This window comes from Ruegeria sp. AP11 (genome assembly GCF_056535865.1).
The window spans coordinates 2,109,268-2,132,942 of sequence record NZ_JBQFJB010000001.1 but is presented as its reverse complement, the minus strand read 5'-3'; the positions used below and the strand labels follow the sequence as shown (position 1 = coordinate 2,132,942).

Genomic DNA, 23,675 nt, shown 5'->3' with positions numbered 1-23,675 from the left:
ACACTGAACAAGGAAAAGGGGATTGGCAATGGTCGATGTGACGGTGCGCGGCGCAGGGATATTCGGCCTGTCCATCGCCTGGGTCTGCGCCCGGCGTGGCGCCCGGGTGCAGGTGGTTGATCCTTTCGGCCCCGGCGCAGGATCCAGCGGTGGTCTCGTCGGCGCGCTTGCGCCGCATGTGCCCGAAAACTGGAACGCCAAAAAGGCTTTTCAATTCGACAGCCTGATCATGGCCGAACCCTTCTGGCAGCAGGTTGAGGCAACGGGAGGCGTCTCCTCCGGGTATGGACGTCTTGGCCGGTTGCAGCCCATCGCGGACCAGCGCGGTCTGGATCTTGCCCATGCGCGGGCAACAACGGCCCAGACGCTCTGGCAGGGGCGCGCCAGTTGGACAGTGCTGCCGGTCGCAGAGGTCGGTGCCTGGTGCCCGCCCAGCCCAACCGGTTTTGTCATCCACGACACGCTCAGCGCCCGCATGCATCCCAGACGCGCCTGCGCCGCGCTGGTTGCCGCCTTGGGTGTAATGGGGGTCGAGGTGGTGGCAGAAGCCCCTGACAAGGGTCAGGTCGTCCACGCCACGGGCCTGGCCGGATTGGAAGAGCTCAGCCAGGCCTTTGGCAAGACGGTTGGCAACGGCGTCAAAGGACAGGCCGCTTTGCTGCGCTTTGACGCGGGATCGGTGCCGCAGCTGTTTGCTGATGCAATCCATATCGTGCCGCACGTGGATGGCACACTGGCCATCGGCTCGACGTCAGAGCGGGAGTATGATGACCCCAACAGCACCGATGCGGCGCTGGACGACGTTCTGGACCGCGCCTCGCGCGCCCTGCCCCTGCTGCACGGCGCCGAGGTGATCGAGCGTTGGGCCGGTGTGCGCCCGCGTAGCAAGAGCCGCGCCCCGATGCTGGGCGCGCATCCATTGCACCACGAACAGTTCATCGCGAACGGAGGCTTCAAAATCGGTTTCGGCATGGCTCCGAAAGTGGCCGAGGTCATGACTGACCTGATGTTGGACGGGAAAGACCAAATCCCGGAAGATTTCCGGCCCGAGGCTTCCTTATGAGCGACCTTGGCGACACACCTGAGCGCCTGACCCAAGCCGATCCAAGACTGCCCGATATACTGACCCTTATCCGCGAAAGCTTTGCCTATATGGAGGGGCGCATCGATCCACCCTCATCAATGCATCACCTGTCGCTGGATGCGCTGTGGGATCAGATGCGAGACGGTGAGATCTGGATCATCGGCGATCGTCCGGATGCGGTGATTTTTCTGACGCCAAAGCCGGGGCGATTGTATCTGAGCAAGCTTGCCGTCGCCCATGATCAACGCTGTCGGGGCCTTGCGCGCCGGTTGATGGTGCTGGCCGAGACACGCGCAAAAGCGCTGGGGCTGCCGGTGCTGGAACTTCGCACACGAATCGAGCTTGCCGAGAACCACGCCGCCTTTGCCCGCATGGGTTTTGAGAAAACCGCAGAGATGGCCCATCCGGGCTATGACCGCACCACCTCGATCATCATGCAAAAGAACCTAGGCTGAGGCCTCAGCCCGCATGCATTCCCGCCCGTCGGGGCCACGCACCCAGAGCGCCTGATCATTCCGGCACAAACTCGCAGCCTCAAAGTGCATCAGCGGGGCCGTGGCGCGAAACGAAAACCGGGTCAGTGGGCCCATCAATTCGGTCGCATACAGCATCAAAAGCTGTGCCAGCAGGGGGCCGTGCACAACCAGCCCGTCATAGCCTTCGACCGCCCGCGCATAATCCAGATCATAGTGGATACGGTGCCCGTTGAAGGTCAGCGCTGAATAGCGAAACAGCAGGGTTGTATCGAACCGGATCTCGCGCAGGTTGGTCTCATCCCTTCGGGCCTCGGGGCGCCGGGGAGCCGCCGCGTCAGGCGATGGGTCCTCGCGATAGACAAGGTCCTGCCATTCAGTCAGACAATGCGTGTCCTGCTGCCAGACCTCATGGCGTAGGGTGACAAACGCCAGCGGACCGCTGCGCCCGGTCTTCTTCACCGAACTCTCCCGAACGGTCCGGCGTTCGGCTTGGGTGCCTGCGACCAAAGGCGCATGGAACTCCAACCGACCACCGGCCCACATTCGCCGGGGAAGCCCCATATCCGGGATCAGGCCAAGGCCCACTTTCGGGTGCCCATCCCGCCCCAGATCAACGGGCGGCAAGGGCGACCAGAAATAGAGCTGGTGGAAAAACGGCGGCAGGCGCGATCCGGCGTCGATCGACGGCTGCTGTCCCAGCGCCACCTGCAACGCGTTGGCCCGCGACGGGTCGATCAGGTCTGCGACGATCTCTGCGTCCATCACGCCCTCGCGGATCAGAGCCCGGCCTCGGCCCGCAGCTTGTTCATCAGCGTCTGAAGGGAATGTTCATATCGGTCACTGATCAAACGCCCTTCGGCGTCGAATTCCTTGGAACTGTCAGCCAGATGAATCTCGGGACCTTGAAGAATCCGAGGCTGAAATGGCACCATGAAGGACCGCAGGATCATCTGCGCGCGCTCGCCTCCGGCGCGACCTGCGGCGGCGGACATCACTGCCACTGGCTTGTCCATCCATGGTTTGCCGCTGGTCCGGCTGACCCAATCCAGCGCATTCTTCAACACACCCGACGGCCCCTTGTTGTATTCCGGGGTCGAGATGATCACCGCATGCGCTTGCGCAATCTGATCCGCCAAGACCTGCACCGCTTCGGGAATACCCTGTTGGGTCTCTGCATCCCCATCATAAAGAGGCAGGTTCAGGTCCGCCTCGATAAACGTGCCGGGCTCGAACAGGCGCGCTGCCTCACGCAGCAGCTTGCGATTGGTCGCGCCCTGCCGCAGTGAACCAGACAGGCCAAGAAGGATCGGATCGGACATTGGGGACCTCCATTAAGGTGTGTCCCCAATTGTTAGCCCGAGATCGCACCGGACCAAAGCCCCGGTGACGCGCAGTCACTGTGCGGGAAATGGGGCACCCGCAGGTGCCCCTGAATGTCAGGCGTTTCCGCTGGGGATGATCTCGATATCCACCCGACGGTTCCGAGCCTTGCCTTCCGGCGTCAGGTTCGAGGCGGCGGGCCGGCTTTCGCCCAGACCAATCGTTGTGATGCGTGCGCCGTTCACGCCATTGGCCTGCAGGATATCCGCAACCGAACGGGCACGCCGTTCGGACAGGCCCTGATTATATGATGCTTCGCCATCGCTGTCGGTATGGCCGATAACCTGTACGCTCGAGTTGGGATAGCGCACGAGGTTCTGCCCCACCCGCACCAGATCGGCCCGCAGCGCTGGGTTCACGGTCGAACTGTCGGTGGCAAAGGTGATGTCATTCGGCACGGTGACGATCAGACGATCCCCGGCATTGGTGATGGTGATGCCATCATTGGCCAGTTGCTGGCGCAGTTCTGCCGCCTGCCGGTCCAGTTGGTTGCCGATCACTCCGCCCCCGGCAGCCCCAATGGCACCCCCGGCCAGCGCCCCCAGCAACGGGTCGGAATCATTTGCTATCGCGCCAACACCGGCACCGATCAGACCACCCAGAAGCGCGCCTTGCTTGGCGTTCTGGTTGGGATCAGAGGGCAAGTTCAGTGTGCCCGGATCCGTACAGGCCCCCAAAACCAAAACCGAGCTGAGCCCGGCTGCAACAAAAAACTTGGAAATCGTCATGGATTCAACCTTCTGCTCTGGCACCCGTTTTGGCCGGACACCGTTCTTTGGCCCATTATATTGCGCCGTATGCAGCCCGGCTCAAGCAACAATCGGGTGAATTGGCAGTAACGTGCCGTTCAATGCGTCGGCGCGGGTCCGTCCCAGCGGTTTTGTTCCTGCCATATCGCGCGCAGGGGCTCGCCTTGGCCACAGAAATGATCTTCGGTCAGCTCACAAGCCCAGATGCGATCGGTGCGAAAGTGGCTGAAACCATTGCGCAATTCGCACCATGCGGCCAGCATGGTGCATTCGATGTGGTAGATCAGCGCGACGGGCCGCACTGTGCGCTCGGTCTTTTCACCGTCAGAATCTTCATAAGTGATGCGAATCTTGCGCTCTGCCCGGATCGCCTCGCGGTAATTCACCACCGGAACGCAGCCTTTTTCAGGATCATCCGCAGGCGCGCCCCAAGGCGCGACCTGCAACCAGTCGGCAGGCGCGCGCAGGGCTTCGATCTTGCGACAAACCCGGTCGGCGGCCTGTTGCAGCGTGCTATCACCGGTGCGCGCCAGCATCGAAAGACCGACCCACAACGCCTCGACCTCTTCTGCGTCAAAGTTCAGCGGCGGCAGGTCATATCCACGCCGCATCAGATACCCGACACCCGCCTCCCCTTCAATCGGCGTGCGCTGCGCCTGCAAGGCGGCGATATCGCGATAGACCGTGCGTACTGACACTTCGAGCTTTTCTGCCAGCGCATCCGCCGTCACCGGCGTCTGGGCCGCGCGCAATATCTGGATGATTTCGAACAAACGGGTCGAACGGCGCATCTGAGTCTCCTTGCACTCTGCTGACACTCTAGCACACCCCCCTGACAAGGTGGTGTCAGGAGTGCTGCGCCAGTTTGGGTCAAACAGGAATAAGGAGACCCATCATGCCAAGCCGAGACAACCACGTCCTGATGACCCTGAAATTGGACCGCTGGGCGCAAGACCACACCCTGCGCGCCTTCGAGATCGAGCGCGAGATCATGGCCGCTCGTCAGCCTTGCGCCCCTGTGCGACGTGCACGGCGGTTTTCTCTGGGCAATCTCAAGGTGTTCTGGACCCGTACCGCCTAGAAATCCGCCTTGGCGCGAAATTTCATCGAGACGCCGCCTTCGGGGTTCTTCAATCGCAATTCCTCGGAATGCAGCATCAGACGGGGGAAGTCCCGCGCCGCGCCTTCAGCATAGAACGGGTCACCCAGAATCGGGTGGCCCAGCGCCAGCATGTGCACACGCAACTGGTGCGACCGGCCCGTCTTTGGGAAAAGGCGCAACCGTGATGTTTCGCCCTCATGTTTGACCACGCGCCAGTCGGTAACGGCAGGCTTGCCGGTCTCGTGACACACCATCTGGCGCGGGCGGTTGGGCCAGTCGACGATCAGCGGCAGGTCTACAGTCCCCGCCTTTGGCTCAACCAGTCCCCAGACCCGCGCGACATAGGTCTTGCGGGTCTGGCGGTTCTCGAACTGCAATCCCAGATGCCGCTGCGCGTGCGGCGTCTGGGCAAAGACCATCACTCCCGATGTATCCCGGTCCAACCGATGGACCAGCAAGGCCTGCGGAAACGCCGCCTGCACGCGTGACAGAAGACAATCGGACAGGTGTTCGCCACGGCCTGGCACCGACAACAGGCCCGAGGGCTTGTTCACCACGATCAGCTGCGCATCTTCATGCAGCACGTCCAAAGGTGTCTGCGGGGGATCATAGGTCTCGCTCATGCGCGCCTGCCTATCCCAGCCCGCGACCTCCCGCAACGTCGTCCTTGCGTGATGCAGTCCGGTTCAGCCACTCTGACAGCAACCGGAAGGAGACCCCATGCACCCCACAATCGAACGCATGCAAGAGGTTGTCGCCAAAGGCGATGAAAGCCTGATCCACGACTTGCTGGCCGAGGACGTACGGTTTTCACCGCCGACCTATTACAGCACCTGGACAGGGCGCGCACCGGTTGCGGCGGTGTTGGGACATGTGGGTCAGGTGTTCTCGGATTTCCGTTATCGTCGGGTCATGGGGGCGGGCCAGGACTGGGCGCTTGAATTCCAGTGCAAGGTCGGCGATCTGGACGCTGTTGGGGTCGATCTGATCACTCTGAACGATGATGGCCAAATTCAGGAATTCGAGGTCGTCATGCGCCCTTACAAAACCATCGGCGCCCTGCGTGAGGCGATGATGGCACGCGTCATGCAGGACGCCCGGTTTCTGGAATTCAAAACAGCGCTGAGCTGATCATGCCGCTGGCCGCAGATCAGATTGCGCGCGTGCCCCTGTTGCCGATACTGGCATTGCAGGGCCTTTCGGTTCGGCGCAATGCACAAATGCTGCCCGAACCCACCGGCCCCCGCGAAGGGCGCGAAGGGCGCGGCCCCCGCCTGCGTCTTCTCATTGCCGGAGACAGCTCGGCCGCTGGCGTGGGCGCAGGCACGCAGCATCAGGCGCTTGCGGGTCAGTTGGTCCGCCGATTGGGCAAACAGAACGCCGTCGAATGGCGGCTGGAGGCCACCACCGGCCACACCACACAAGACACCCTCAATCGGCTCGGCAAGCTTGACCAGCAATTTGATGTGGTCGTCACAGCCCTTGGCGTGAACGATGTCACCCGGGCAGTTACCCGCCGTCAATTCGAGGCACATCAGACCCAGCTGTTGACCCTTGTCACGAAAAAGTTGGGCGCGCGCAAAGTGATCCTGACTGCAGTGCCCCAAATGCACCGTTTCCCCGCCCTGCCCCAGCCTCTGGCCTGGGTTTTGGGGCAACAGGCCAAACGTCTGGACCATGGATTACAGAAGGTTGCATCCTGTTTTCCGCAGGCCCGGCACCTGACGCTGAACCTGCCGGACGACCCTGCACTGGCGGCCTTAGACGGGTACCACCCCAGCCCCAGGGCCTATTCCATTTGGGCCGAAGAGGCCGCGCGGCTGATCACTCAGGCCTGAGATCTGATCTGCCGGATCATCGGTATCGAATACACAACCAACCCGGCCCAGATCAGGGGAAAGGCAATCATGCGGCCGCTGTCGATCTGCTCTCCAAACAGAGTGATGGCGGTGATGAAGATCATCGTGGGCGCGATGTATTGCAGGATGCCCATGGTTGACAGGCGCACCAGCTTCGCCCCGTTGGCATAAACCAGCAATGGCACCGCGGTCACGATACCCGCACCCGCCAGCAACATCGTATCAGACATTGCACCCCCGAAGTACCCTTCGCCCGTTGCCCCCAGCCATGTCACATAGGCCAAAGCCGGGATAAGCAGGATCAGAACCTCAAGCAAAAATCCCTGATTGGGCCCGATTGGAAGCGAACGCTTGAAAAAGGCATAAAACCCCCAGGTCACCATAAGTCCAAGGGCCGCCCAAGGCAGGCTCCCGGCCTGCACCACCAGCACAAGCACACCCAACGCCGCCAAACCAACGGCCAGCATCTGCATCCGGCTCAGCGGCTCGCGCAACAGCACCGCACCCAAAGCGATACTGAACAGCGGATTGATGTAATATCCCAAAGCGGCATCCAACGCATGACCGCTGGCAATCGCCCAGACATATATCGCCCAGTTCACTGAAATCAGCGCCGCCGTCAGCGCCGCCATCCCCAGCATCCTCGGATTGCGCAGCGCAGCCTTCAGATCAGCCGTGCGCCCCAAAGCAATCAGCAACAACCCTGCAACGGGCACCGACCAGATGACCCGATGCGCCACGATTTCCACCGGCCCGACATGCGCCATTGCCTTCATGTACAGCGGAAGAAACCCCCACAAAACATACGCCGTCACCGCAAGAACCAGGCCCTTGGATGTGTCCGTATTTTGGTCAGTCGTGTCGCGGGCAGTCATACTGGTCTCCGAAAGCCAACGCCTTTGTCTAGGGCAAGGCGGTGCCTCAGAAAACCACCAATTCTGTTGGATCAGCCATCACGATTGCTGATGAATCGGCGAATTCTCCGGCGCCCATGGGACCGAAACGTTGGTTGCGAGGCTCTGCCTCGCGCTCCGGGATGTTTTTAGCCAGATGAAGCAGGGGATCCTAACTTCATCTGGCCCCAAATATCCCGGGGGAGTCGCGGCTTGCCGCGGCGGGGGCAGAGCCCCCTTGCCCGGTCTCAGGCTTTCACACGCTCGGATTTGGGGTCATACATCGGCTTCAGCGAAACTTCGGCTTTAACCTTCACGCCACAAACATCGATTTCATATGACGATGCCAGCACATCCGAAGCGCTTTCGCCTTCGCAGGGGACGTAACCCATTCCAATCGCGCCGCCGAGGGTATGGCCGTAATTACCCGAACTCAGATAGCCCACATATTCACCGTCTCTAACGATGGGTTCATTGTGGAACAACAGCGGTTCGGGATCGGTCAGGCGGAATTGCACCAACCGGTTCTTCGGCCCGCTTTCCTTGCGTGCCATGACCGCTTCGCGTCCGATGAAATCGCACCCTTTGTCCACTTTGACCGCAAAGCCCAACCCGGCATCGACGACGTGATCCTCGCAAGTGATGTCGTGACCGAAATGGCGGAAGCCTTTCTCGATCCGGCAGCTATCCATCATATGCATACCGCAAAGTTTCAGCCCCATGTCCTGCCCTGCCTCGTGCAGCGTTTCGAACACATGGCCCGCCATGTCGGAGGACACATAGATCTCCCAGCCTAGCTCGCCCACATAGGTCACACGGTGGGCGCGGGCGAGGCCCATGCCGATCTCGATCTCCTGGGCCGTACCGAACGGGTTCGTCGCATTTGAAAAGTCGTTTGACGACACTTTCTGAAGCAGGGCACGCGCATTCGGGCCCATGACGGCCAGAACGCCTTCGCCTGCGGTCACGTCCGTTATCACCACTTTGAACCCATCAGCGTGGCGCTGCATCCAGGTCTGATCGGCCAGCCGCGTGGCGGCGGGGGTGACAACCAGATAAGCGGTTTCGGTCAGGCGGGTGACAGTCACGTCAGCCTCGATCCCGCCAGTGCGGTTCAGGAACTGAGTATAGACGATCTTGCCAGTTGGAACCGAGTAGTCGCCGCCGCCGATATAGTTCATGAACTTTTCGGCGTCCGGGCCTTCGACGCGGATTTTGCCGAAGGAAGACATATCGTACATGCCCACATTCTCGCGCACAGCGCGGTGTTCGGCGGCCGAGTTTTCGAACCAGTTCTGGCGTTTCCAGCTGTACTGGTATTCACGCTCCTGCCCTGCATTGGCGAACCAGTTCGCGCGCTCCCATCCGGCCAGTTCGCCAAAAACGGCACCCTGTTCCTTGAGGTGGTGATGGAACGGGGTGCGCCGTACACCGCGGGCGGTGGCCTTCTGGCGATAGGGATAGTGGTCGGCATAAAGCAGACCCAACGTTTCTTTCGAGCGTTCAAACAGGTACTGTTTGTTGCCCTGAAACGGCTGCATGCGGCTGATATCAACATCACCCAGATCGAACGGTTTCTCGCCCGTATCCATCCACTCGGCCAGCGCCATGCCCGCGCCTCCGGCGGATTGGATACCGATCGAGTTGAACCCGGCGGCCACCCAGTAATTGTCCATCTCGGGGGCAAGCCCCAGATGATAGGCGTCGTCGGGTGTAAAGGATTCCGGCCCGTTGAAGAAAGTGTGAATCCCCGCCTCGGCCAGCATCGGCATCCGGTTGACCGCAGCCTCGAGGATCGGTTCGAAATGGTCGAAATCCTCGGGCAGCTGGTCAAATTCAAAGCTGTCGGGGATGCCGTTCATCGCCCAGGGTTTGGCGTTGGGTTCAAACGCGCCCAGCAGGATTTTGCCCGCGTCTTCCTTGTAATAGGCGCATTCGTCCGGAACGCGCAGAACCGGCAATTGGGTCAGCCCGTCAATGCCCTCGGTGACGATGTAAAAATGTTCGCAGGCATGCAGCGGGACGTTCACGCCTGCCATGCGACCAACTTCGTGGCCCCACATGCCCGCACAGTTCACCACCATGTCGCATTCGATGTGCCCCGATGCGCTGCCGTCATCGGCGACCCAGTCCACACCTGTGACCGCGCGACCCTGCTTGACGATGCCGGTGACCTTGACGCGCTCCTTGACGATGCCGCCGCGCTGGCGCGCGCCCTTCGCCAAAGCCAGAGCGATATTCGCAGGATCACCCTGCCCATCCAGCGGCAGGTAGACGGCGCCTTTGACATCCTCGACATTCAGATGCGGATACATCTCTTTGACGCGCTCGTTCGAAATCTCCTCGACCTCGACCCCGAAAGCGCGGGCCATGGCGGCCTGGCGATAGATTTCTTCCTTGCGCTCTTCGGTCAGGGCAACGGTGATCGAGCCGCAGCGTTTGAACCCGGTGGCGACGCCGGTTTCTTCTTCCAGCGATCCATAAAGTTCCTGGCTATACTTGGCCAATTTGGTCATGTTCGCCGTCGCGCGCAGCTGCGCGATCAGGCCAGCCGCGTGCCAGGTGGTGCCGCTGGTCAGCTGTTTGCGTTCGAGCAAAACAACATCTTTCCAACCTTTCTTGGTCAGGTGATACGCGACCGAGCATCCAATGACGCCGCCGCCGATAATGACCACACGGGCCTTGTTGGGAAGATCAACCATTTGGGTGCCTTTTCCTGTCTTTCGAAGTTACGTGTCAGACGATCCGGTGACCGGCTTCGTCAAGCTGTTGCGCGAGGGCGGCGATGTGATCGGGGCCAACTTCGCAGCAGCCGCCTATGATCGTGGCGCCTTGACCGACCCATCCCATTGCATGTTTTGCATAGGCCGCGGGCCCCAGATCGGTGCGCTGTTCCAGTGCGTCGACGGTCGGGGCCTCTTCCAGAAAACCCTCGGTGATGCCAGTGAACCCGTTTGCATAAGCGCCAAACGGCAAGCCCATAGGGGCGAGTATGTTCATTGCGGCCGGGATCGCCTCGGGGCGCGAGCAGTTGATCAGAACAGCCTCGGGACGGAACCGGGCGAGCAGCGGCGCTATGTCCCCAAGCGGTTCGCCTGAACGCAAGCGCGTGCCGTCTTCATCCTTGACCGAAAAGGCAATCCAGACCGGTTTTCCGCGCCCTTCGGTGCCTCTTAAAGCACCCTCGGCCTCCTGAACCGAAGATACGGTCTCGATCAGGAACAGATCGACGCGATTCGACATCAACGCAGCCAGTTCCCCGAACTTCTCGGCAGCCTCATCCGGGTCCGGGTTCAGATCAGGACGATATGAGGCGAAAAGCGGACCCAGAGATCCTGCAATCCGCCCACCGTTTTTTACCCGCGCCTGTTCAGCTTCAGAAAGGGCCGCGTCGATCAGGGCCGGCAGCTGATCCTCGATCCCTTCGCGCACAAGGCGCGAACGGTGGATGGCATAAGTGTTTGTGGTCGCAACCGTGGCCCCGGCACGAAAATAGGCGTCATGCACTTCGGTCAGAATCTCGGGCCTGTCGATCATTACACGCGTCGACCAGAGAGGTGTCGGCCTGTCGCCACTGCGCTTGACCAGTTCCTGCCCGATTGAGCCATCCAGCAATGTGATGTCAGCCATATTCGTCTTCCTTACGGGATAAGCACCAGTTTTCCGGGCAGCGTTTTCGATTGAAAATCCTCTTGCGCGCGGGCGATGTCTTTCAGCGCGTAGGTCTTCGAGATCAGGGGCCTGATCCGGCCTGCGTTCATCAGACCAACCAAGCGGCCAAAAACCTCAAACGCCTGATGGGTGCAGCCGTGGATGGTGATGTCGCGCAGGTAGATGTCGCGCAGATCGGCCTCGACCATGGGTCCGGCGATGGCACCCGAGACCGCATAATGACCACCGGGTTTCAGCGCCAGAATCAGCCCTGGCCATGCCGGACCGCCCACGACGTCGATCACCACGTCGAACATATCCTTGGGCAAGGGCGCATCCCGGTCATACGTGCCGATGGCCCCTTGATTTTTGACCACATCCGCTTTGGCGGGGCTGGTCACGCCATAAACGCTCGCACCCCGGATCGCGGCCAGTTGCACTGCGGCAAGACCAACGCCGCCCGAGGCACCGGTGATCAGTACCTTGTGGCCTGCCGACACTCCGGCGCGGGTCAACAGGTTTTCCGCCGTGCCAAAGGCGCAGGGGATGGCGGCGATTTCGACATCCGACAGCGGCGAGGCTGAGACGTCGTACAGATCGGCTGCCTCGACCACACAAAACTGCGCAAAGGCGCCATCAATCTCAGAGCCGAGCGCGATGAACCCGGTCGGGTTGCCCGGGCTGGGGCGCGGCAGATTGATGGGGCAGGTCACACGTTGACCGGGTTGGAAACCGGTCTCAGCGCCCGCCAGTTCAACGATGCCGCACAGATCACCACCCTGAATGCGCGGGAAGTGCAGCGCGCCGCCCCAGCCCCCGGCATCCACGTCCAGATCGACTGCATCGGTCGCGCCGGTCACCTCGGAAGAATACCATCCGACCCGCGTGTTGATATCGGTGTTGTTCACCCCAGCCGCCGCAACCCGGACCAGCACCTGTCCGGGTCCGGGCATTGGCACGGGAATATCCTCGCGCCACTCCAGCGCTTCCGGCCCGCCGTGGCGGGTCAGATAGACACCTTGCATAACGCTGAGAACGCCCATTGATCAGGCCCGCAGCCGTTCGTTGGCCGGATCCCAGAGGGGTTGATCCTCTTGCACCACCGCTGCGCATTTCTGGCCATAGATTTCGACCTCTAAGGCGGTGCCCGGGTTCGCCAGCTCGGGCTTGATCATGCCCAACGCAATGGACTTGCCCACGCGATAGCCCCACGCACCCGAAGTGGTCTCGCCCACGATCTCGCCATTGTGCCAGATGCAGGACATGTAAGGCGCATCGCAATCACCCGCATCCACAGTCAGGGTCACGAAGGACTTCTTCACGCCCTGCTGTTTCTCGCTCAGGATCGCGGCCTTGCCGGGGAAGTCCTGTGGTTTGTCCAGCTTGACGAACCGCTCCAGCCCGCCTTCCAGCAGCGAATAGTCGGTCGACAGATCGCCCTTCCACGCGCGGTATCCCTTTTCGATGCGCAGCGAGTTCAGCGCATACATCCCGAACGGCTTGGCACCGGCATCGATGATCGCGTCATAGATCGCGGGCATATGTTCGTTCATGGCATGAACTTCCCAACCCAGCTCTCCGGCGAAGGAGACGCGGATCAGATGAGCAGGCTGCCCGGCCACGGTTGCCGACTGATGCGTCAGCCAGCCTTGCGAGAGGTCGGCATCCGTCAGCCCGGACAGGATTTCGCGCGATTTTGGCCCGGTCACGATCAATGTGTCGCGGGTCGTGGTGACGTCTGCAACGCTGACACCGGCGGGCATTGCGGCCGTCAGGATATCGCGGTCGTGCCACTGCGCAGCGGCGGCTGTGATCATAACGAACTCATCCTCGCCCAGACGCAGGCAGGACATCTCGGTCAGGATACGGCCCCGGTCATCCGAGATATAGACAAGATTCATGCGCCCGACCTTGGGCAACCCGCCAGCGACCAGGCCACGCAACGCTTCGGCCGCGCCTTCGCCCTTGACCATAAAGCGCGAGAAACCCGGCAGGTCCAGCACGCCGCAATGGTCGCGCACGGCTTCGCATTCTTCCTTGATCCGCTGCTCCCACGGGCCCGAGCGGCCCCATGTGTGCGTCGCCTCAAGCGAGGTATCGTCACCCGGCTGCGCGAACCAGTTGGCACGCTCCCAGCCGCCATAGACGCCCATCACCCCACCCAGCGATTTGACCTTGTCGTGGACTGGCGAAACCTTCTTGTCGCGCGCGGCGGGCCACTCGTGGTGGGGGAAATGCATGGCGTATTCGTTGCCATAGACCTCCAGACCCTTCTGGTTGCAATAATCCTGATCGGTGTAGTCGGTGTACCGGCGCGGGTCGACGGCCCACATATCCCATTCGGTCGCGCCATCGACGATCCATTCGGCCAGCACCTTGCCGGCGCCGCCGCCCTGCGCGATGCCGAAGGTAAAGGTATGCGCCTCGAACGCGTTCCGCACGCCGGGCATCGGACCGATCAGAGGCAACCCGTCCGGCGCATAGGGGATCGGCCCGTTGATCACACGCCCCACGCCCGAGCTTGCCATCAGCGGCACCCGCTCCATCGCATCGGTGACGATATCCTCGATCCGGTCCAGATCGTCGTTCCAGAGCTGGAAGCTGAAATCCTCGGGCATCGGGTCATCTTCGGTCATCCAGTGGCCCTTGCAGTTGGGCTCGTACGGGCCGAGGTTGAAGCCGTTCTTTTCCTGCCGCAGGTAATAGGACACATCCACATCGCGCAACAGCGGCAGCTTGCCGCCGTTTTCCTTGGACCAGGCTTCGATCTCGGGGATTTCATCGGTCAGCAGGTACTGGTGGCTCATCACCATCGCGGGCACGGTACGGCCGCCAAAGGGCTTGAACCATTCCCCCACACGCTGCGCGTAATAACCGGCGGCGTTGACCACATAATCACAGGCGATTTCGCCTTTATCAGTATGCACTGTCCATGTGCCATCGTCATGCTGCGTCACACCGGTCGCCGGGCAGAACCGGATGATCTTCTGACCTAGATCGCGCGCGCCCTTGGCCAGCGCCTGCGTCAACTGCGCCGGGTCGATGTCGCCATCGGTCGGGTCATAGAGGACACCTTCCAGATCGTGGGTCTCAAGGAACGGATAGCGTTCTTTCGCCTCTTCCGGCGTCCACATCTCCATCGCGATGCCCTGATAGCGGCCCATCGCGCAGGCGCGCTCGAACTCCTGCATCCGCTCCTTGCTGTGCGCCAGACGGATCGAGCCCGAAACGTGATAGTTCATCGGATAATCGACCTCATCCGCCAGCCGCGCATACAGCTCGGTCGAATAGCGCTGCATGTTCATGATCGCCCATGAGGTCGAAAAGGTCGGCACATTCCCCGCCGCGTGCCAAGTGGACCCGGCCGTCAACTCGTTCTTTTCCAGCAGAACGCAATCGGTCCAGCCTTTCTTGGCCAGATGATACAGCGAGGATGCCCCCACCACACCGCCACCGATGATAACCACGCGGGTTTTTGTCGGAAAATCGCTCATGTGTCTTGATCCCTGTTAGTGTGCCCGTTGGGGCAGATCGTCCGTGATGTCATAGTAGTCGCCCTTGTCCGCCACAAAGATGTGCTGGGCGAGTTTCAACCCGGTCGGCTCGTCCAATGAGCCGACGGAAACCGCAATCGAGTCTTCGTCATTGTGCTGCCAGAACAGAAACGAGCCACAGGCGCTGCAAAAGCCGCGCCGGGCGATGTCCGAGGCGCGATACCAGCTTAGCGTCTCGCTGCTGGTAAAGCTGAGATTGTCCTGATGCGTCGCGCTGGAGGCCCAAAGATGCCCCGACTGCTTGCGGCATTGTCCGCAGTGGCAGGCGCTGGGAGGATCGAGGTCTCCGTCAATGGTGAAGGCGACCTTGCCGCAGAGGCAGGAACCGGTGTGCATGTCGTTACCCCCTTGCTGTGGGCGTCGTGCTGGTGCCCAGCAACACGCCATAGATGATGAAACAGGCCGCCATCACGCGGCGCACCCAAGTATTGAACACAGCCCCCAAGGCCGCCTTGCCCATCACCGCGCCCAGCAGGGTGAACCCGGTATAGCTGAGCGTGGTGAGGATCAGCGCAGTGGGCATGATCACCCCCATCTGCTGCCAGATCGGTACATCGGGTTGCACGAACTGCGAAAACGCGGCGAGGTATCCGGCGACGCTTTTGGGATTGATGGTGGCGATGGCCAACGCGTGCAGATAGACGTGCCGTGCGGGGCGTTCCGAGGTTGGCGCGGGTTTGGTCGCGTTCATCCAACCGCGAATGCCCAGCCAGATCAGGAACCCAGCCCCCACCAGCTTGGCGATGAAGAACCCGGTTGGTGAGGCAGCGATCAGGGCGGTGATGCCCAGTGCCGACAGGACAAGAAACGCGCTTGCCTGTGTCAGGATCGCCAGAACGCCCAGCATGGCCTTGGGAAACGGCAGGCTCATCCCGTTCGAGATACAGTTCACCGCATTCGGCCCGGGAGTGGTGACGAACACCGCCCAGAACAGCGCAAATATGGTCCAGGCCTCGAAGCTCATCAATACACCGGCGGGGCGATGACCCAGATGGCCACGGCAGGCTCATCATAGGGATTGGCCCATTGATAGGGTTCATGCTTGATGCGAAAGCTGTCTCCGGGTCCGACGGTGAAGGCATGGCCGCCGATGCTCAGATCCAACCGGCCCGAGACGATATAACCCACCTCTTGCGTCGGACGCATGGCCGGGGTCTGCATGCTGGAATGGGGTCGGAAGGTGGAGTGCACCATTTCGAAATCATCGGTCAGATCGGGTGAGAGCAGTTCCTCGATCAACCCTTCTTCGCCCGACCCCATTGACCGGCGTGAGCCGGCGCGCACCACATAGCCTTGTTCGTCCACCGGCGCGGTGGATTGACCGAACAACATCGACATGGGCACGCCCAGACATTCCGCAATCAGACGCAGGTCCGAAATCGATGGTTCGGACATGTCCCGTTCAACCTGGCTGAGCCATCCGACCGAGCGATCCAGCCGCGATGCAATCTCGGTCAGCGTCAAACCCCGCGCCTTGCGCAGGGCGCGCAGGTCCGCTCCGAGTGAGGCGCTTTGCGGGGCCTGGCTGTTCAAGATGCACTCCGTCATGCGTGAAAAAATGGTCCTGAATTTCACGATGCCCCGAGTCGGTGAAATTTCCAAGCGTTTTTTCACTTGGGTGTTCAGATAGGCTTGGGTATGCAGGCGGGATGTGGATTGCAGTGCTTTACCTGTGGGCGATCAACGCCCTGACTTTACTGGCCTTTGGCTGGGACAAGATGAGTGCGCGCCGGAGAAAACGGCGCATCCCCGAGCGCCGCCTGTTGTGGCTTGCAGCCATCGGAGGCAGCCCCTGCGCGATACTGGGGCGCTGGATCTTCGGGCACAAAACCCGCAAGCGCCGATTCAGCGCGTGGCTGTTTGCAATTCTGCTGGCGCAGGCAGCGCTATGCTACTGGGCCTTATCCCGGAACCTTGGCGTGGCTCTTTGGTAGCGCCCCTGACTAGCGCGCGAACACTTCCGTCAAGATCGCCTCAAGCGCGACGGCATCGTCTTCGCGAAACGCATCCGGCTGATCGCTGTCGATATCGAACACCGCTATCACCTCGCCTGCCGCGTTGCAGACCGGCAAAACCAGTTCGGACCGGGTGGACGAGGCACAGGCGATGTGACCCGGAAAGGCGTCCACATCCGGGACCAGTTGCGTTTCACCCGTGCGTGCAGCTGCACCACAGACGCCCCGGCTGAACGGGATCACGAGGCAGCCGTGACCCCCCTGATAGGGGCCGATTTTCAGCAGTTCAGGCTCGGTGACGCGATAGAAACCGGTCCAGTCAAAGCGCGCGTCGGAATGATGCACCTCGCAGGCGACCGTAGCCATCAGGGCGATCTGGTCGGTTTCACCTTCGGTCAGGGCAGAGATGGTTTTGGCGAGGCTTGCGTAATCGACTGTCATGGTTGCGCTTTTTGATATCTCAGGGATGGGGGCGCTGCCCCCTCTTGAGCCCTTGGCTCAATTCACCCCCGGAGTATTTGCAAAAAGATGAAGCGTCAAACGCGTTCTATGGCGATGGCTGTGCCTTCTCCGCCGCCGATGCAGATCGCCGCGATGCCACGTTTGAGGTTCCGCTTCTCGAGGGCGTTCAGGAGGGTGACCATGATCCGGGCACCAGAGGCGCCGATCGGGTGACCCAGCGCACAGGCGCCGCCGTTGACGTTGACCTTGTCGCGCGGCAAGCCCATTTCATGCATGAAGGCCATCGGCACAACGGCGAAGGCTTCGTTCACCTCCCACAGATCGACATCGTCTTTGCTCCAGCCCAGACGGTCGAGCAGCTTTTGCGCCGCCGGAACCGGAGCGGTGGTGAACAGACCCGGCGCCTGAGCGTGGCTGGCATGGCCGAGGATACGTGCGCGGACGGTCAGGCCCTGCGCCTCTGCCGCATCGGCCGAGGCCAGGACCAGCGCAGCCGCACCGTCCGAGATCGAGGAAGAATTAGCCGCCGTCACCGTCCCATCCTTGCGGAAGGCTGGTTTCAGGGTCGGGATTTTCCCTGGCCGCGCGGATTTCGGCTGCTCATCGGCCTCGAGCACAACGGCGCCCTTGCGGGTCTGGATGGTGACCGGGGTGATCTCTTGGTCAAACGCATCACTGTCCTGTGCGGCCAATGCGTTCGACAGCGATTGCAGCGCATATTCATCTTGTGCTTCGCGGGTGAACTGGAAGGATTCGGCGCAATCTTCGGCGAATGTACCCATCAGCCGGCCCTTGTCATAGGCATCCTCGAGCCCGTCCAGAAACATGTGATCCACCACCTGACCATGGCCGATCCGCGCGCCGCCCCGCATTTTTGGCAGCAGGTAGGGGGCGTTCGTCATGCTCTCCATCCCACCTGCGACCATGGAATCAGCGTGGCCCAGCGCGATCTGGTCAAAGGCCATCATTGCGGCCTTCATCCCCGAACCGCACATCTTGTTGAGCGTCGTGGCAGGCACCTCTTCGCCCAGCCCTGCCGCAAATCCGGCCTGACGCGCCGGGGCCTGACCCTGACCTGCGGGCAGAACGCAGCCCATCAGAACCTCATCCACGGTTGCAGCACCCGCGCCCTGCAAAGCTGCCTTGATCGCAGCGCCGCCCAGATCAGCGGCGGAAACGCCATCGAACATGCCCTGAAACCCGCCCATCGGCGTACGCGCGGCCCCTGCGATCACAACTTCTTTCATCTGACGCCTCTCCTTGTGCTTTCCCGCCCATGGATACCGAATGGTAAGAATTCCCGTCTAGCGTATTTCTACGATCTTATTGCAATGCAAAGGGCGGTTGATCATGGGGCTCAGCAGCAGCACGACCGGCAACACACAGGTGATTTCAGTTCATTGCGACCGCATAGACGCGGCAATGGCGATTCAATTCAAGGAAGACATGCGTGCCCTGACCCAAACGGATACTGTCCGGGTCGTGCTGGACCTGTCGTCGGTTGAATTCATCGATTCCAGTGGTCTGGGCGCAATCGTCGCCTCGATGAAGCAACTTGGACCGGGGCGGCGGCTGGATCTTGCGGGGCTGCATCCGATTGTCGAGAAAGTCTTTCGCCTGACCCGCATGGACACCGTCTTTCGCCTGTTTACATCGCTGGAAAACGCGATGACTGCTGGCAACAGCTGACGGCAGGAGGGGAGGGCGTGACCTCTGATCGTGAACAGGATTGTCTGGAGCTGAGCTTTCCGGCGACCGAAGTGCAGGCGAGCACGGGAATCGCGGCGCTTTGTACCCGGCTGACAGCGCATGGGCTTCCCGGAGGGAAGGCCAATGACGTCAAAATCGCACTGGCCGAAGCGATCAACAATGTTGTCGAACACGCCTATGCAGGGATCGCCCCCGCCGATATCCGGATCGATTGCAGCCTGTGCCGGAACCGGCTGGTGATTCAGATTGCAGATTCGGGCAAACCCATGCCCAATTTGCGCCTGCCCGAGGGCATTCCGGCCTCGGTTGAGACATCGCTTCAGGACTTGCCCGAAGGCGGGTTCGGCTGGTTCCTGATCCATCAGTTAGCCAGCGACATTCGCTATGAGCGTAAGGGGGGACGCAACCTGCTGCTTTTGCAGTTTGATTTCGTCGACACACCATAATGGATTGCAAATAGCCACAATAACGCCCCAATCGAACCATTGTCGCGCCGCAAACAAGGGGCATACAGTCAGTGTAGCTCAGATAGCTTCCCTCGGCGCCTTGTGTCACAGCCCCCACCCAGTGAACGGCGCCGAGGACCTCCTTCCCGGATAGCATTGGACAATTATTGGCTACGGCCTAGTGTCTGCGTGTTTGCAGAAGGATTGAACCATGCGCGATTTTCACAAGGCGGGCCGCTCGGAAGTTTTGGCGACTGAAGGGATGTGCGCAACATCCCATCCATTGGCCGCCAAAGTGGCGCTGGATATTCTCCAGCGCGGTGGCAATGCCATGGACGCCGCGATTGCCGGTGCGGTGCTTTTGGGCATTTGCGAACCCCAGATGACCGGATTGGGCGGCGATTGCTTTGTCTTATACAACCGAGCCGGAGAGAATTCTGTTCGCGCGCTGAACGGTTCTGGCCGCGCGCCGGCGGGTGCTGATGCGCAAGTTCTGCGAGACCGGGGATTGGACACCGTGCCGCTGGACAGTCCGGATGCGGTGACGCTTCCCTGTGCGGTCGATGCCTTCTGTCATTTGGCAGAAACCGAAGGGCGGCTTGGTCTGGATTCAATCCTTCAGCCCGCAATTCACTATGCCGAAGCGGGTGTGCCGGTGGCAGCCCGGGTGGCGTTCGACTGGAAGACCGCCGCTGCAACGCTGCAGGGCGCGGCGCGTCAACACTATTTGACCGATGGCAAACCTTTGAAAACCGGGCAGATCTTTCGATCACCCGGTCAGGCCGAAGTGTTACGACGGATCGCCAAAAACGGTCGCGACGCATTTTATTCGGGTGAGATTGCCGAGGATATGCTGGCCGCGCTCACAAACCGCGGCGGCACCCACACCATCGCGGACTTCGAAACGGCGCGCAGTGAGCAGACCGAGCCCGTCAGCGGCATCTATGGTGACCTCGAACTGTTCGAGCATCCGCCGAACGGTCAAGGGGCCACGGCCATTTTGCTGCTGAATATCCTGAAGCATTTCGACCTGTCAGCGCTGGACCCCAACAGCGCCGCGCGTGTGCATATCGAGGCCGAAGCAAGCAAACTGGCCTATGACGCGCGCAACCGGTTCATTGCCGATCCTGATCACGCGAACCGGATGGATCACTTTCTGGCCCCCGAAACCGCCGCCAAACTGGCAGCACTGATCAGGCTGGACAGCGCCATGCCCGCCGCCGCGCCGCTGACTGAAAACGTGCATAAGGACACCGTCTATATCACCGTGGTCGACCGCGATCGCATGGCGGTTTCGCTGATCTATTCGATCTATCATGGGTTCGGCTCGGGCATTGCGTCAGAGAAATTTGGCATTTTGCTGCAAAATCGCGGCGCTGGTTTCACGCTTGAACCGGGACATCCGAACGAGCTGGGCGGCGGCAAACGCCCGATGCACACGATCATCCCCGGCATGTTGCGGCAAAACGGTCAGGTCCTCATGCCCTTTGGCGTGATGGGCGGAGCCTATCAGCCAACCGGCCACACCCGCCTGATTTCGAACCTGCTGGACTATGAAATGGGGCTTCAAACCGCCATAGACACGCCGCGCGCTTTCGCTGACGGTGGCGTGCTGAAACTGGAACGCGGCTATTCAGACGAGGTTCGGCAACAATTGGCTGACCTTGGTCATATTGTCGAAACACCGGAAACTCCACTGGGCGGAGCGCAAGCCATTCGAATCTTAGAAACCGGTGTTTTGGAGGGCGGCAGCGATCCCAGAAAGGACGGATGTGCGCTTGGCTACTGAGCCGGAAAACCTTGTGGCTAAAATCAGTTCAACTGGAAATGCAGCGGATAGGATCCGTCCTGAAACGGTCCGAACATATTTGGGATATCGGGATGATCCACGGGCTCTCCCGACTGGTCCTCAACCAGATTTTGTTCTGAAACATAAGCGACATAGAAGGATTGGTCGTTCTCTGCCAGAAGGTGATAGAACGGCTGATCCTTCAGCGGACGACTGTCTTCCGGAATGGCCTGATACCATTCCTCAGAGTTTGAAAATTCCGGATCGACATCAAAAATCACCCCTCGAAAAGGGTGTCTACGGTGTCGAACCACCTGTCCCAGGCGGTACTTGGCTTGTGTCTTTAACATTGTTTCGGCCCCCAATGAGTTTAGTACATCTTTTCGGGCGGAAATGCCAATCATTGAACTGAAATTCGGGGAAACAGTCTGTGAACCTTCTACTGACAGTGTTCGAAATCGTGGCCCCGGTGTTCCTGCTATCAGGCATTGGATTCACCTGGGTAAAGCTGGGGTTTGAGTATCGGCTGCAGTTCGTCACACGCCTTGCGGTGACGCTGGCGGTGCCCAGCCTGATCTTTGTGGCCCTGATGCAAACCGATATCCCAGGCGGAGAATTAACCCTTTTCACACTGGCCGCGATTGCCTCGCATGTTGCATTGGCAGTGGTGTTCTGGGTCTTTGTTCGCATCACCGGACTGGAACAGCGCACCTATCTGGCCCCGCTTATCTTTGGCAATACCGGCAATCTGGGCCTGCCCCTGTGCATCTTTGCCTTCGGTCAGGCCGGGCTGGGCTATGCGGTGATTTTTCTGGCCGTGACGGCCCTGTTTTCTTTCACATACGGCATCTATCTGGTCGCCGGGCGCGGCGCTTTTGGCAAGGTCCTGCGCGAACCGATGGTCTGGGCCACGCTGCTGGGCGCCCTGTTCCTGTGGCGCGGCTGGGAAACGCCACTGTTTCTGACCAATACGCTGGATTTGCTGGGCCAGATGGCGGTGCCGATGATGCTGATCACGGTTGGCGTGGCCATCGCGCGTCTGACCACCCAGAAGCTGCAACAGGCAATCTGGCTGTCGCTGCTGAAACTGGCCGTCTGTTTCGGGCTGGGCTGGGGTATCGCCGTCGGGTTTGATCTGGGGCCCGTCGCCTTCGGGGTGCTGGTTTTGCAGATGTGTACCCCTGTCGCCGTCACCTCATACCTGCTGGCGGAACGGTTCGAAGCGGATTCCGACGCCGTTGCAGGCATGGTCATGGTCTCGACCGTGTTGTCCGTCGCGGCACTGCCTCTAATTCTTGCTATTATTCTGTAACGATTGTGATTTCCTAAAAGCACAATCTGCGCTAGAATAAAGAAAAAAGGCACGAGGCACATGAGCAGAATTCTTTTCGTACTCTTCGGGGTGCTTCTTTTGGCATCCTGTGGCGGTGGCTCAAAGCAACCGCCCAGCAGATTGAATGACGCGTGCAGCATTGCGCGCGAGAAACCCGACTATATCAAAGCTTTCAAGAGCACCGAGCGTAAATGGGGCGTCCCCGTGCACGTTCAGATGGCCACGATCTATCAGGAAAGCAGATACCGTGCTGATGCACGCACGCCGCACAAATATGTGCTGGGCGTGATACCCATGGGGCGCCAAAGCAGCGCCTACGGCTATGGTCAGGCGTTGGATGGCACGTGGGAGCAGTACCAGCGCGAAACCGGCAAACGCCGCGCCAAGCGGGATCGTATCCGCGATGCGTCAGATTTCATCGGCTGGTACATGAACAAAAGCTACGAACGCAACGGCATCCATCCCAGCGACACGCGCAACCAGTATCTGGCCTACCACGAAGGCCATGCCGGATTTGCGCGCGGCAGCCACAACAGAAAATCATGGCTGCTGAACGTGGCAAATGATGTGGACGCCCGCGCGCAGCGGTATCAGGCCCAATTGGCAAACTGCCGTTACTGAACCTGTCGGGTCAGCGATCGCCTGACCCGATCCGGGTTTTCTTGGAAAACACACTCTGATCGAGGTTTCCACCTTCGGTCAGAGGCCCCAGCAAGACAGTTGTCTGACTGCCCGCATTGTCGTGGATCACCCATTTGCGCAGCTCGACGGGATCTGATGTAAACATCAGCTCAATCCGTCCGCTTTCGGGGTTCTTCGGATCCTGAGCCGTTACCACCGTCGCAGTACCGTCAAAATCATGCCCCACAACCATATTGGCCTGCGACAGGTTCACGTTGCGCGCCAAAACCAGCGACAGCGGCGTGCGTTTCAGGGGATACTGCTCGGGCGGTTGGTTCGATTTGGGGTCGAATATCTGCACCGTCCCTGCCCGCGCCAGAACCACCGCACTGTTGGGCGGGTCATATTCAAACCGCATCTTGCCGGGGCGCTGCAACCACAGCTTTCCTGTGCTGAGCGAGCCGTCGTCATTCACCTGCGTGAACGTGGTCTGAACCGTTTTCATCTGGTTCAGATAGTTGGAGATCTGTGACAGCGGCAGCTTTTCAGCTGCCCAGGCCGCAGGCGCGGCCAATGTCAGAGCAAGGGCAAAAGCAATCTGTTTCATGAGA

Annotated in this window: 28 protein-coding genes; 11 read left to right on the top strand and 17 right to left on the bottom strand. The window is 60.5% G+C overall.

What is annotated here, in order from left to right; translation table 11 throughout:
- Positions 1-28 precede the first annotated feature (28 nt).
- Together ACR3E4_RS10845 and ACR3E4_RS10840 are read left to right on the top strand one after the other, a co-directional pair.
- Positions 29-1,063 carry an NAD(P)/FAD-dependent oxidoreductase gene (locus ACR3E4_RS10845; RefSeq protein ID WP_480534268.1) on the top strand — a complete coding sequence of 345 codons (1,035 nt, stop codon included), beginning with the start codon at positions 29-31 and terminating at the stop codon, positions 1,061-1,063.
- The gene (locus ACR3E4_RS10840) at positions 1,060-1,539 is read left to right on the top strand and encodes a GNAT family N-acetyltransferase (protein ID WP_480534270.1); all 480 of its coding nucleotides are present in this window, start codon (positions 1,060-1,062) and stop codon (positions 1,537-1,539) included. Before ACR3E4_RS10845 ends, ACR3E4_RS10840 begins: the two co-directional genes overlap by 4 nt.
- On the opposite strand, the gene ACR3E4_RS10835 is transcribed toward ACR3E4_RS10840, so the two are convergent.
- The 4 genes from ACR3E4_RS10835 to ACR3E4_RS10820 form a co-directional block, all read right to left on the bottom strand.
- Positions 1,531-2,322, bottom strand: a complete 792-nt coding sequence (locus ACR3E4_RS10835; RefSeq protein WP_480534272.1) for an HTD2 family dehydratase — start codon at positions 2,320-2,322, stop codon at positions 1,531-1,533. The two genes, ACR3E4_RS10840 and ACR3E4_RS10835, sit on opposite strands and share 9 nt — an antisense overlap.
- 14 nt (positions 2,323-2,336) lie before the next feature.
- Complete coding sequence (locus ACR3E4_RS10830) at positions 2,337-2,879, bottom strand: NADPH-dependent FMN reductase (protein ID WP_480534274.1); 543 nt, start codon at positions 2,877-2,879, stop codon at positions 2,337-2,339.
- A 117-nt stretch (positions 2,880-2,996) separates the two neighbouring features.
- Positions 2,997-3,668 carry a YiaD family glycine zipper/OmpA-like lipoprotein gene (locus ACR3E4_RS10825; RefSeq protein ID WP_480534276.1) on the bottom strand — a complete coding sequence of 224 codons (672 nt, stop codon included), beginning with the start codon at positions 3,666-3,668 and terminating at the stop codon, positions 2,997-2,999.
- A 119-nt stretch (positions 3,669-3,787) separates the two neighbouring features.
- Complete coding sequence (locus tag ACR3E4_RS10820; RefSeq protein WP_480534278.1) at positions 3,788-4,480, bottom strand: helix-turn-helix transcriptional regulator; 693 nt, start codon at positions 4,478-4,480, stop codon at positions 3,788-3,790.
- Between the two features lie 104 nt (positions 4,481-4,584).
- On the opposite strand from ACR3E4_RS10820, the gene ACR3E4_RS10815 reads away from it, so the two are divergent.
- A complete protein-coding gene (locus ACR3E4_RS10815) occupies positions 4,585-4,770 on the top strand; it encodes a hypothetical protein (RefSeq protein WP_480534281.1) in 186 nt (61 codons plus the stop codon).
- Here the strand turns inward: ACR3E4_RS10815 and ACR3E4_RS10810 are convergent.
- The gene (locus tag ACR3E4_RS10810; protein ID WP_480534284.1) at positions 4,767-5,414 is read right to left on the bottom strand and encodes an RluA family pseudouridine synthase; all 648 of its coding nucleotides are present in this window, start codon (positions 5,412-5,414) and stop codon (positions 4,767-4,769) included. The genes ACR3E4_RS10815 and ACR3E4_RS10810 overlap by 4 nt on opposite strands.
- A gap of 97 nt (positions 5,415-5,511) precedes the next feature.
- Between ACR3E4_RS10810 and ACR3E4_RS10805 the strand changes: the two genes are divergently transcribed.
- Positions 5,512-5,922, top strand: a complete 411-nt coding sequence (locus ACR3E4_RS10805; protein ID WP_480534286.1) for a nuclear transport factor 2 family protein — start codon at positions 5,512-5,514, stop codon at positions 5,920-5,922.
- Positions 5,923-5,924: 2 nt separating this feature from the next.
- Positions 5,925-6,629, top strand: coding sequence for an SGNH/GDSL hydrolase family protein (locus ACR3E4_RS10800; RefSeq protein ID WP_480534288.1), 705 nt, complete (start codon positions 5,925-5,927; stop codon positions 6,627-6,629).
- Here ACR3E4_RS10800 and rarD read toward each other — a convergent pair.
- The 8 genes from rarD to ACR3E4_RS10760 all read right to left on the bottom strand — a co-directional run bounded on the left by rarD (position 6,620) and on the right by ACR3E4_RS10760 (position 16,281).
- Complete coding sequence (rarD, locus tag ACR3E4_RS10795) at positions 6,620-7,525, bottom strand: EamA family transporter RarD (protein WP_480534290.1); 906 nt, start codon at positions 7,523-7,525, stop codon at positions 6,620-6,622. The two genes, ACR3E4_RS10800 and rarD, sit on opposite strands and share 10 nt — an antisense overlap.
- A 266-nt stretch (positions 7,526-7,791) precedes the next feature.
- Positions 7,792-10,245, bottom strand: coding sequence for a GcvT family protein (locus ACR3E4_RS10790; RefSeq protein WP_480534292.1), 2,454 nt, complete (start codon positions 10,243-10,245; stop codon positions 7,792-7,794).
- Positions 10,246-10,279: 34 nt separating this feature from the next.
- Positions 10,280-11,173 carry a homocysteine S-methyltransferase family protein gene (locus ACR3E4_RS10785; protein ID WP_480534294.1) on the bottom strand — a complete coding sequence of 298 codons (894 nt, stop codon included), beginning with the start codon at positions 11,171-11,173 and terminating at the stop codon, positions 10,280-10,282.
- An 11-nt stretch (positions 11,174-11,184) separates the two neighbouring features.
- Positions 11,185-12,237: an alcohol dehydrogenase family protein gene (locus ACR3E4_RS10780; protein WP_480534296.1), complete on the bottom strand. Its 1,053-nt coding sequence runs from the start codon at positions 12,235-12,237 to the stop codon at positions 11,185-11,187.
- A 3-nt stretch (positions 12,238-12,240) separates the two neighbouring features.
- Positions 12,241-14,688 carry a GcvT family protein gene (locus ACR3E4_RS10775; RefSeq protein ID WP_480534298.1) on the bottom strand — a complete coding sequence of 816 codons (2,448 nt, stop codon included), beginning with the start codon at positions 14,686-14,688 and terminating at the stop codon, positions 12,241-12,243.
- A gap of 15 nt (positions 14,689-14,703) precedes the next feature.
- Positions 14,704-15,084, bottom strand: coding sequence for a GFA family protein (locus ACR3E4_RS10770; RefSeq protein WP_480534300.1), 381 nt, complete (start codon positions 15,082-15,084; stop codon positions 14,704-14,706).
- Between the two features lie 4 nt (positions 15,085-15,088).
- Complete coding sequence (locus tag ACR3E4_RS10765) at positions 15,089-15,712, bottom strand: LysE family translocator (protein ID WP_480534302.1); 624 nt, start codon at positions 15,710-15,712, stop codon at positions 15,089-15,091.
- On the bottom strand, positions 15,712-16,281 hold the full coding sequence (locus ACR3E4_RS10760) for a helix-turn-helix domain-containing protein (protein WP_480534304.1): 570 nt from the start codon (positions 16,279-16,281) through the stop codon (positions 15,712-15,714). The genes ACR3E4_RS10765 and ACR3E4_RS10760 overlap by 1 nt, the downstream gene beginning before the upstream one ends.
- A gap of 116 nt (positions 16,282-16,397) precedes the next feature.
- On the opposite strand from ACR3E4_RS10760, the gene ACR3E4_RS10755 reads away from it, so the two are divergent.
- Entirely contained in the window at positions 16,398-16,682 is a 285-nt protein-coding gene (locus ACR3E4_RS10755; RefSeq protein ID WP_480534306.1) for a DUF1294 domain-containing protein, read from the top strand.
- A gap of 9 nt (positions 16,683-16,691) precedes the next feature.
- On the opposite strand, the gene ACR3E4_RS10750 is transcribed toward ACR3E4_RS10755, so the two are convergent.
- Positions 16,692-17,144, bottom strand: a complete 453-nt coding sequence (locus ACR3E4_RS10750) for a GAF domain-containing protein (RefSeq protein WP_480534308.1) — start codon at positions 17,142-17,144, stop codon at positions 16,692-16,694.
- Positions 17,145-17,239: 95 nt separating this feature from the next.
- On the bottom strand, positions 17,240-18,412 hold the full coding sequence (locus tag ACR3E4_RS10745; RefSeq protein WP_480534310.1) for a thiolase family protein: 1,173 nt from the start codon (positions 18,410-18,412) through the stop codon (positions 17,240-17,242).
- A gap of 103 nt (positions 18,413-18,515) precedes the next feature.
- Here ACR3E4_RS10745 and ACR3E4_RS10740 point away from each other — a divergent pair, with 103 nt between their 5' ends.
- From ACR3E4_RS10740 to ggt, 3 genes are all read left to right on the top strand, one after another.
- Complete coding sequence (locus tag ACR3E4_RS10740) at positions 18,516-18,854, top strand: STAS domain-containing protein (protein WP_480534312.1); 339 nt, start codon at positions 18,516-18,518, stop codon at positions 18,852-18,854.
- Positions 18,855-18,871: 17 nt separating this feature from the next.
- Positions 18,872-19,321, top strand: a complete 450-nt coding sequence (locus ACR3E4_RS10735) for an ATP-binding protein (protein WP_480534314.1) — start codon at positions 18,872-18,874, stop codon at positions 19,319-19,321.
- A 211-nt stretch (positions 19,322-19,532) separates the two neighbouring features.
- On the top strand, positions 19,533-21,110 hold the full coding sequence (gene ggt / locus ACR3E4_RS10730) for a gamma-glutamyltransferase (RefSeq protein ID WP_480534316.1): 1,578 nt from the start codon (positions 19,533-19,535) through the stop codon (positions 21,108-21,110).
- Between the two features lie 23 nt (positions 21,111-21,133).
- Here the strand turns inward: ggt and hspQ are convergent, their stop codons facing one another.
- Positions 21,134-21,460 carry a heat shock protein HspQ gene (gene hspQ / locus ACR3E4_RS10725; protein WP_170398818.1) on the bottom strand — a complete coding sequence of 109 codons (327 nt, stop codon included), beginning with the start codon at positions 21,458-21,460 and terminating at the stop codon, positions 21,134-21,136.
- Positions 21,461-21,540: 80 nt separating this feature from the next.
- On the opposite strand from hspQ, the gene ACR3E4_RS10720 reads away from it, so the two are divergent.
- On the top strand, positions 21,541-22,422 hold the full coding sequence (locus ACR3E4_RS10720) for an AEC family transporter (RefSeq protein ID WP_480534318.1): 882 nt from the start codon (positions 21,541-21,543) through the stop codon (positions 22,420-22,422).
- Between the two features lie 60 nt (positions 22,423-22,482).
- Positions 22,483-23,064 (top strand): transglycosylase SLT domain-containing protein, encoded by a 582-nt coding sequence (locus ACR3E4_RS10715; RefSeq protein WP_480534320.1) that lies wholly within the window; start codon positions 22,483-22,485, stop codon positions 23,062-23,064.
- A gap of 10 nt (positions 23,065-23,074) precedes the next feature.
- Here the strand turns inward: ACR3E4_RS10715 and ACR3E4_RS10710 are convergent, their stop codons facing one another.
- Complete coding sequence (locus ACR3E4_RS10710; RefSeq protein ID WP_480534322.1) at positions 23,075-23,671, bottom strand: LolA family protein; 597 nt, start codon at positions 23,669-23,671, stop codon at positions 23,075-23,077.
- Between the last annotated feature and the right edge of the window lie 4 nt (positions 23,672-23,675).

Coding starts and splice junctions, on each gene's coding strand:
- ACR3E4_RS10845 (WP_480534268.1), top strand. CDS start 29: ATGGTCGATGTGACGGTGCGCGGCGCAGGGATATTCGGCCTGTCCATC.
- ACR3E4_RS10840 (WP_480534270.1), top strand. CDS start 1,060: ATGAGCGACCTTGGCGACACACCTGAGCGCCTGACCCAAGCCGATCCA.
- ACR3E4_RS10835 (WP_480534272.1), bottom strand. CDS start 2,322: ATGGACGCAGAGATCGTCGCAGACCTGATCGACCCGTCGCGGGCCAAC.
- ACR3E4_RS10830 (WP_480534274.1), bottom strand. CDS start 2,879: ATGTCCGATCCGATCCTTCTTGGCCTGTCTGGTTCACTGCGGCAGGGC.
- ACR3E4_RS10825 (WP_480534276.1), bottom strand. CDS start 3,668: ATGACGATTTCCAAGTTTTTTGTTGCAGCCGGGCTCAGCTCGGTTTTG.
- ACR3E4_RS10820 (WP_480534278.1), bottom strand. CDS start 4,480: ATGCGCCGTTCGACCCGTTTGTTCGAAATCATCCAGATATTGCGCGCG.
- ACR3E4_RS10815 (WP_480534281.1), top strand. CDS start 4,585: ATGCCAAGCCGAGACAACCACGTCCTGATGACCCTGAAATTGGACCGC.
- ACR3E4_RS10810 (WP_480534284.1), bottom strand. CDS start 5,414: ATGAGCGAGACCTATGATCCCCCGCAGACACCTTTGGACGTGCTGCAT.
- ACR3E4_RS10805 (WP_480534286.1), top strand. CDS start 5,512: ATGCACCCCACAATCGAACGCATGCAAGAGGTTGTCGCCAAAGGCGAT.
- ACR3E4_RS10800 (WP_480534288.1), top strand. CDS start 5,925: ATGCCGCTGGCCGCAGATCAGATTGCGCGCGTGCCCCTGTTGCCGATA.
- rarD (WP_480534290.1), bottom strand. CDS start 7,525: ATGACTGCCCGCGACACGACTGACCAAAATACGGACACATCCAAGGGC.
- ACR3E4_RS10790 (WP_480534292.1), bottom strand. CDS start 10,245: ATGGTTGATCTTCCCAACAAGGCCCGTGTGGTCATTATCGGCGGCGGC.
- ACR3E4_RS10785 (WP_480534294.1), bottom strand. CDS start 11,173: ATGGCTGACATCACATTGCTGGATGGCTCAATCGGGCAGGAACTGGTC.
- ACR3E4_RS10780 (WP_480534296.1), bottom strand. CDS start 12,237: ATGGGCGTTCTCAGCGTTATGCAAGGTGTCTATCTGACCCGCCACGGC.
- ACR3E4_RS10775 (WP_480534298.1), bottom strand. CDS start 14,688: ATGAGCGATTTTCCGACAAAAACCCGCGTGGTTATCATCGGTGGCGGT.
- ACR3E4_RS10770 (WP_480534300.1), bottom strand. CDS start 15,084: ATGCACACCGGTTCCTGCCTCTGCGGCAAGGTCGCCTTCACCATTGAC.
- ACR3E4_RS10765 (WP_480534302.1), bottom strand. CDS start 15,712: ATGAGCTTCGAGGCCTGGACCATATTTGCGCTGTTCTGGGCGGTGTTC.
- ACR3E4_RS10755 (WP_480534306.1), top strand. CDS start 16,398: ATGTGGATTGCAGTGCTTTACCTGTGGGCGATCAACGCCCTGACTTTA.
- ACR3E4_RS10750 (WP_480534308.1), bottom strand. CDS start 17,144: ATGACAGTCGATTACGCAAGCCTCGCCAAAACCATCTCTGCCCTGACC.
- ACR3E4_RS10745 (WP_480534310.1), bottom strand. CDS start 18,412: ATGAAAGAAGTTGTGATCGCAGGGGCCGCGCGTACGCCGATGGGCGGG.
- ACR3E4_RS10740 (WP_480534312.1), top strand. CDS start 18,516: ATGGGGCTCAGCAGCAGCACGACCGGCAACACACAGGTGATTTCAGTT.
- ggt (WP_480534316.1), top strand. CDS start 19,533: ATGCGCGATTTTCACAAGGCGGGCCGCTCGGAAGTTTTGGCGACTGAA.
- hspQ (WP_170398818.1), bottom strand. CDS start 21,460: ATGTTAAAGACACAAGCCAAGTACCGCCTGGGACAGGTGGTTCGACAC.
- ACR3E4_RS10715 (WP_480534320.1), top strand. CDS start 22,483: ATGAGCAGAATTCTTTTCGTACTCTTCGGGGTGCTTCTTTTGGCATCC.
- ACR3E4_RS10710 (WP_480534322.1), bottom strand. CDS start 23,671: ATGAAACAGATTGCTTTTGCCCTTGCTCTGACATTGGCCGCGCCTGCG.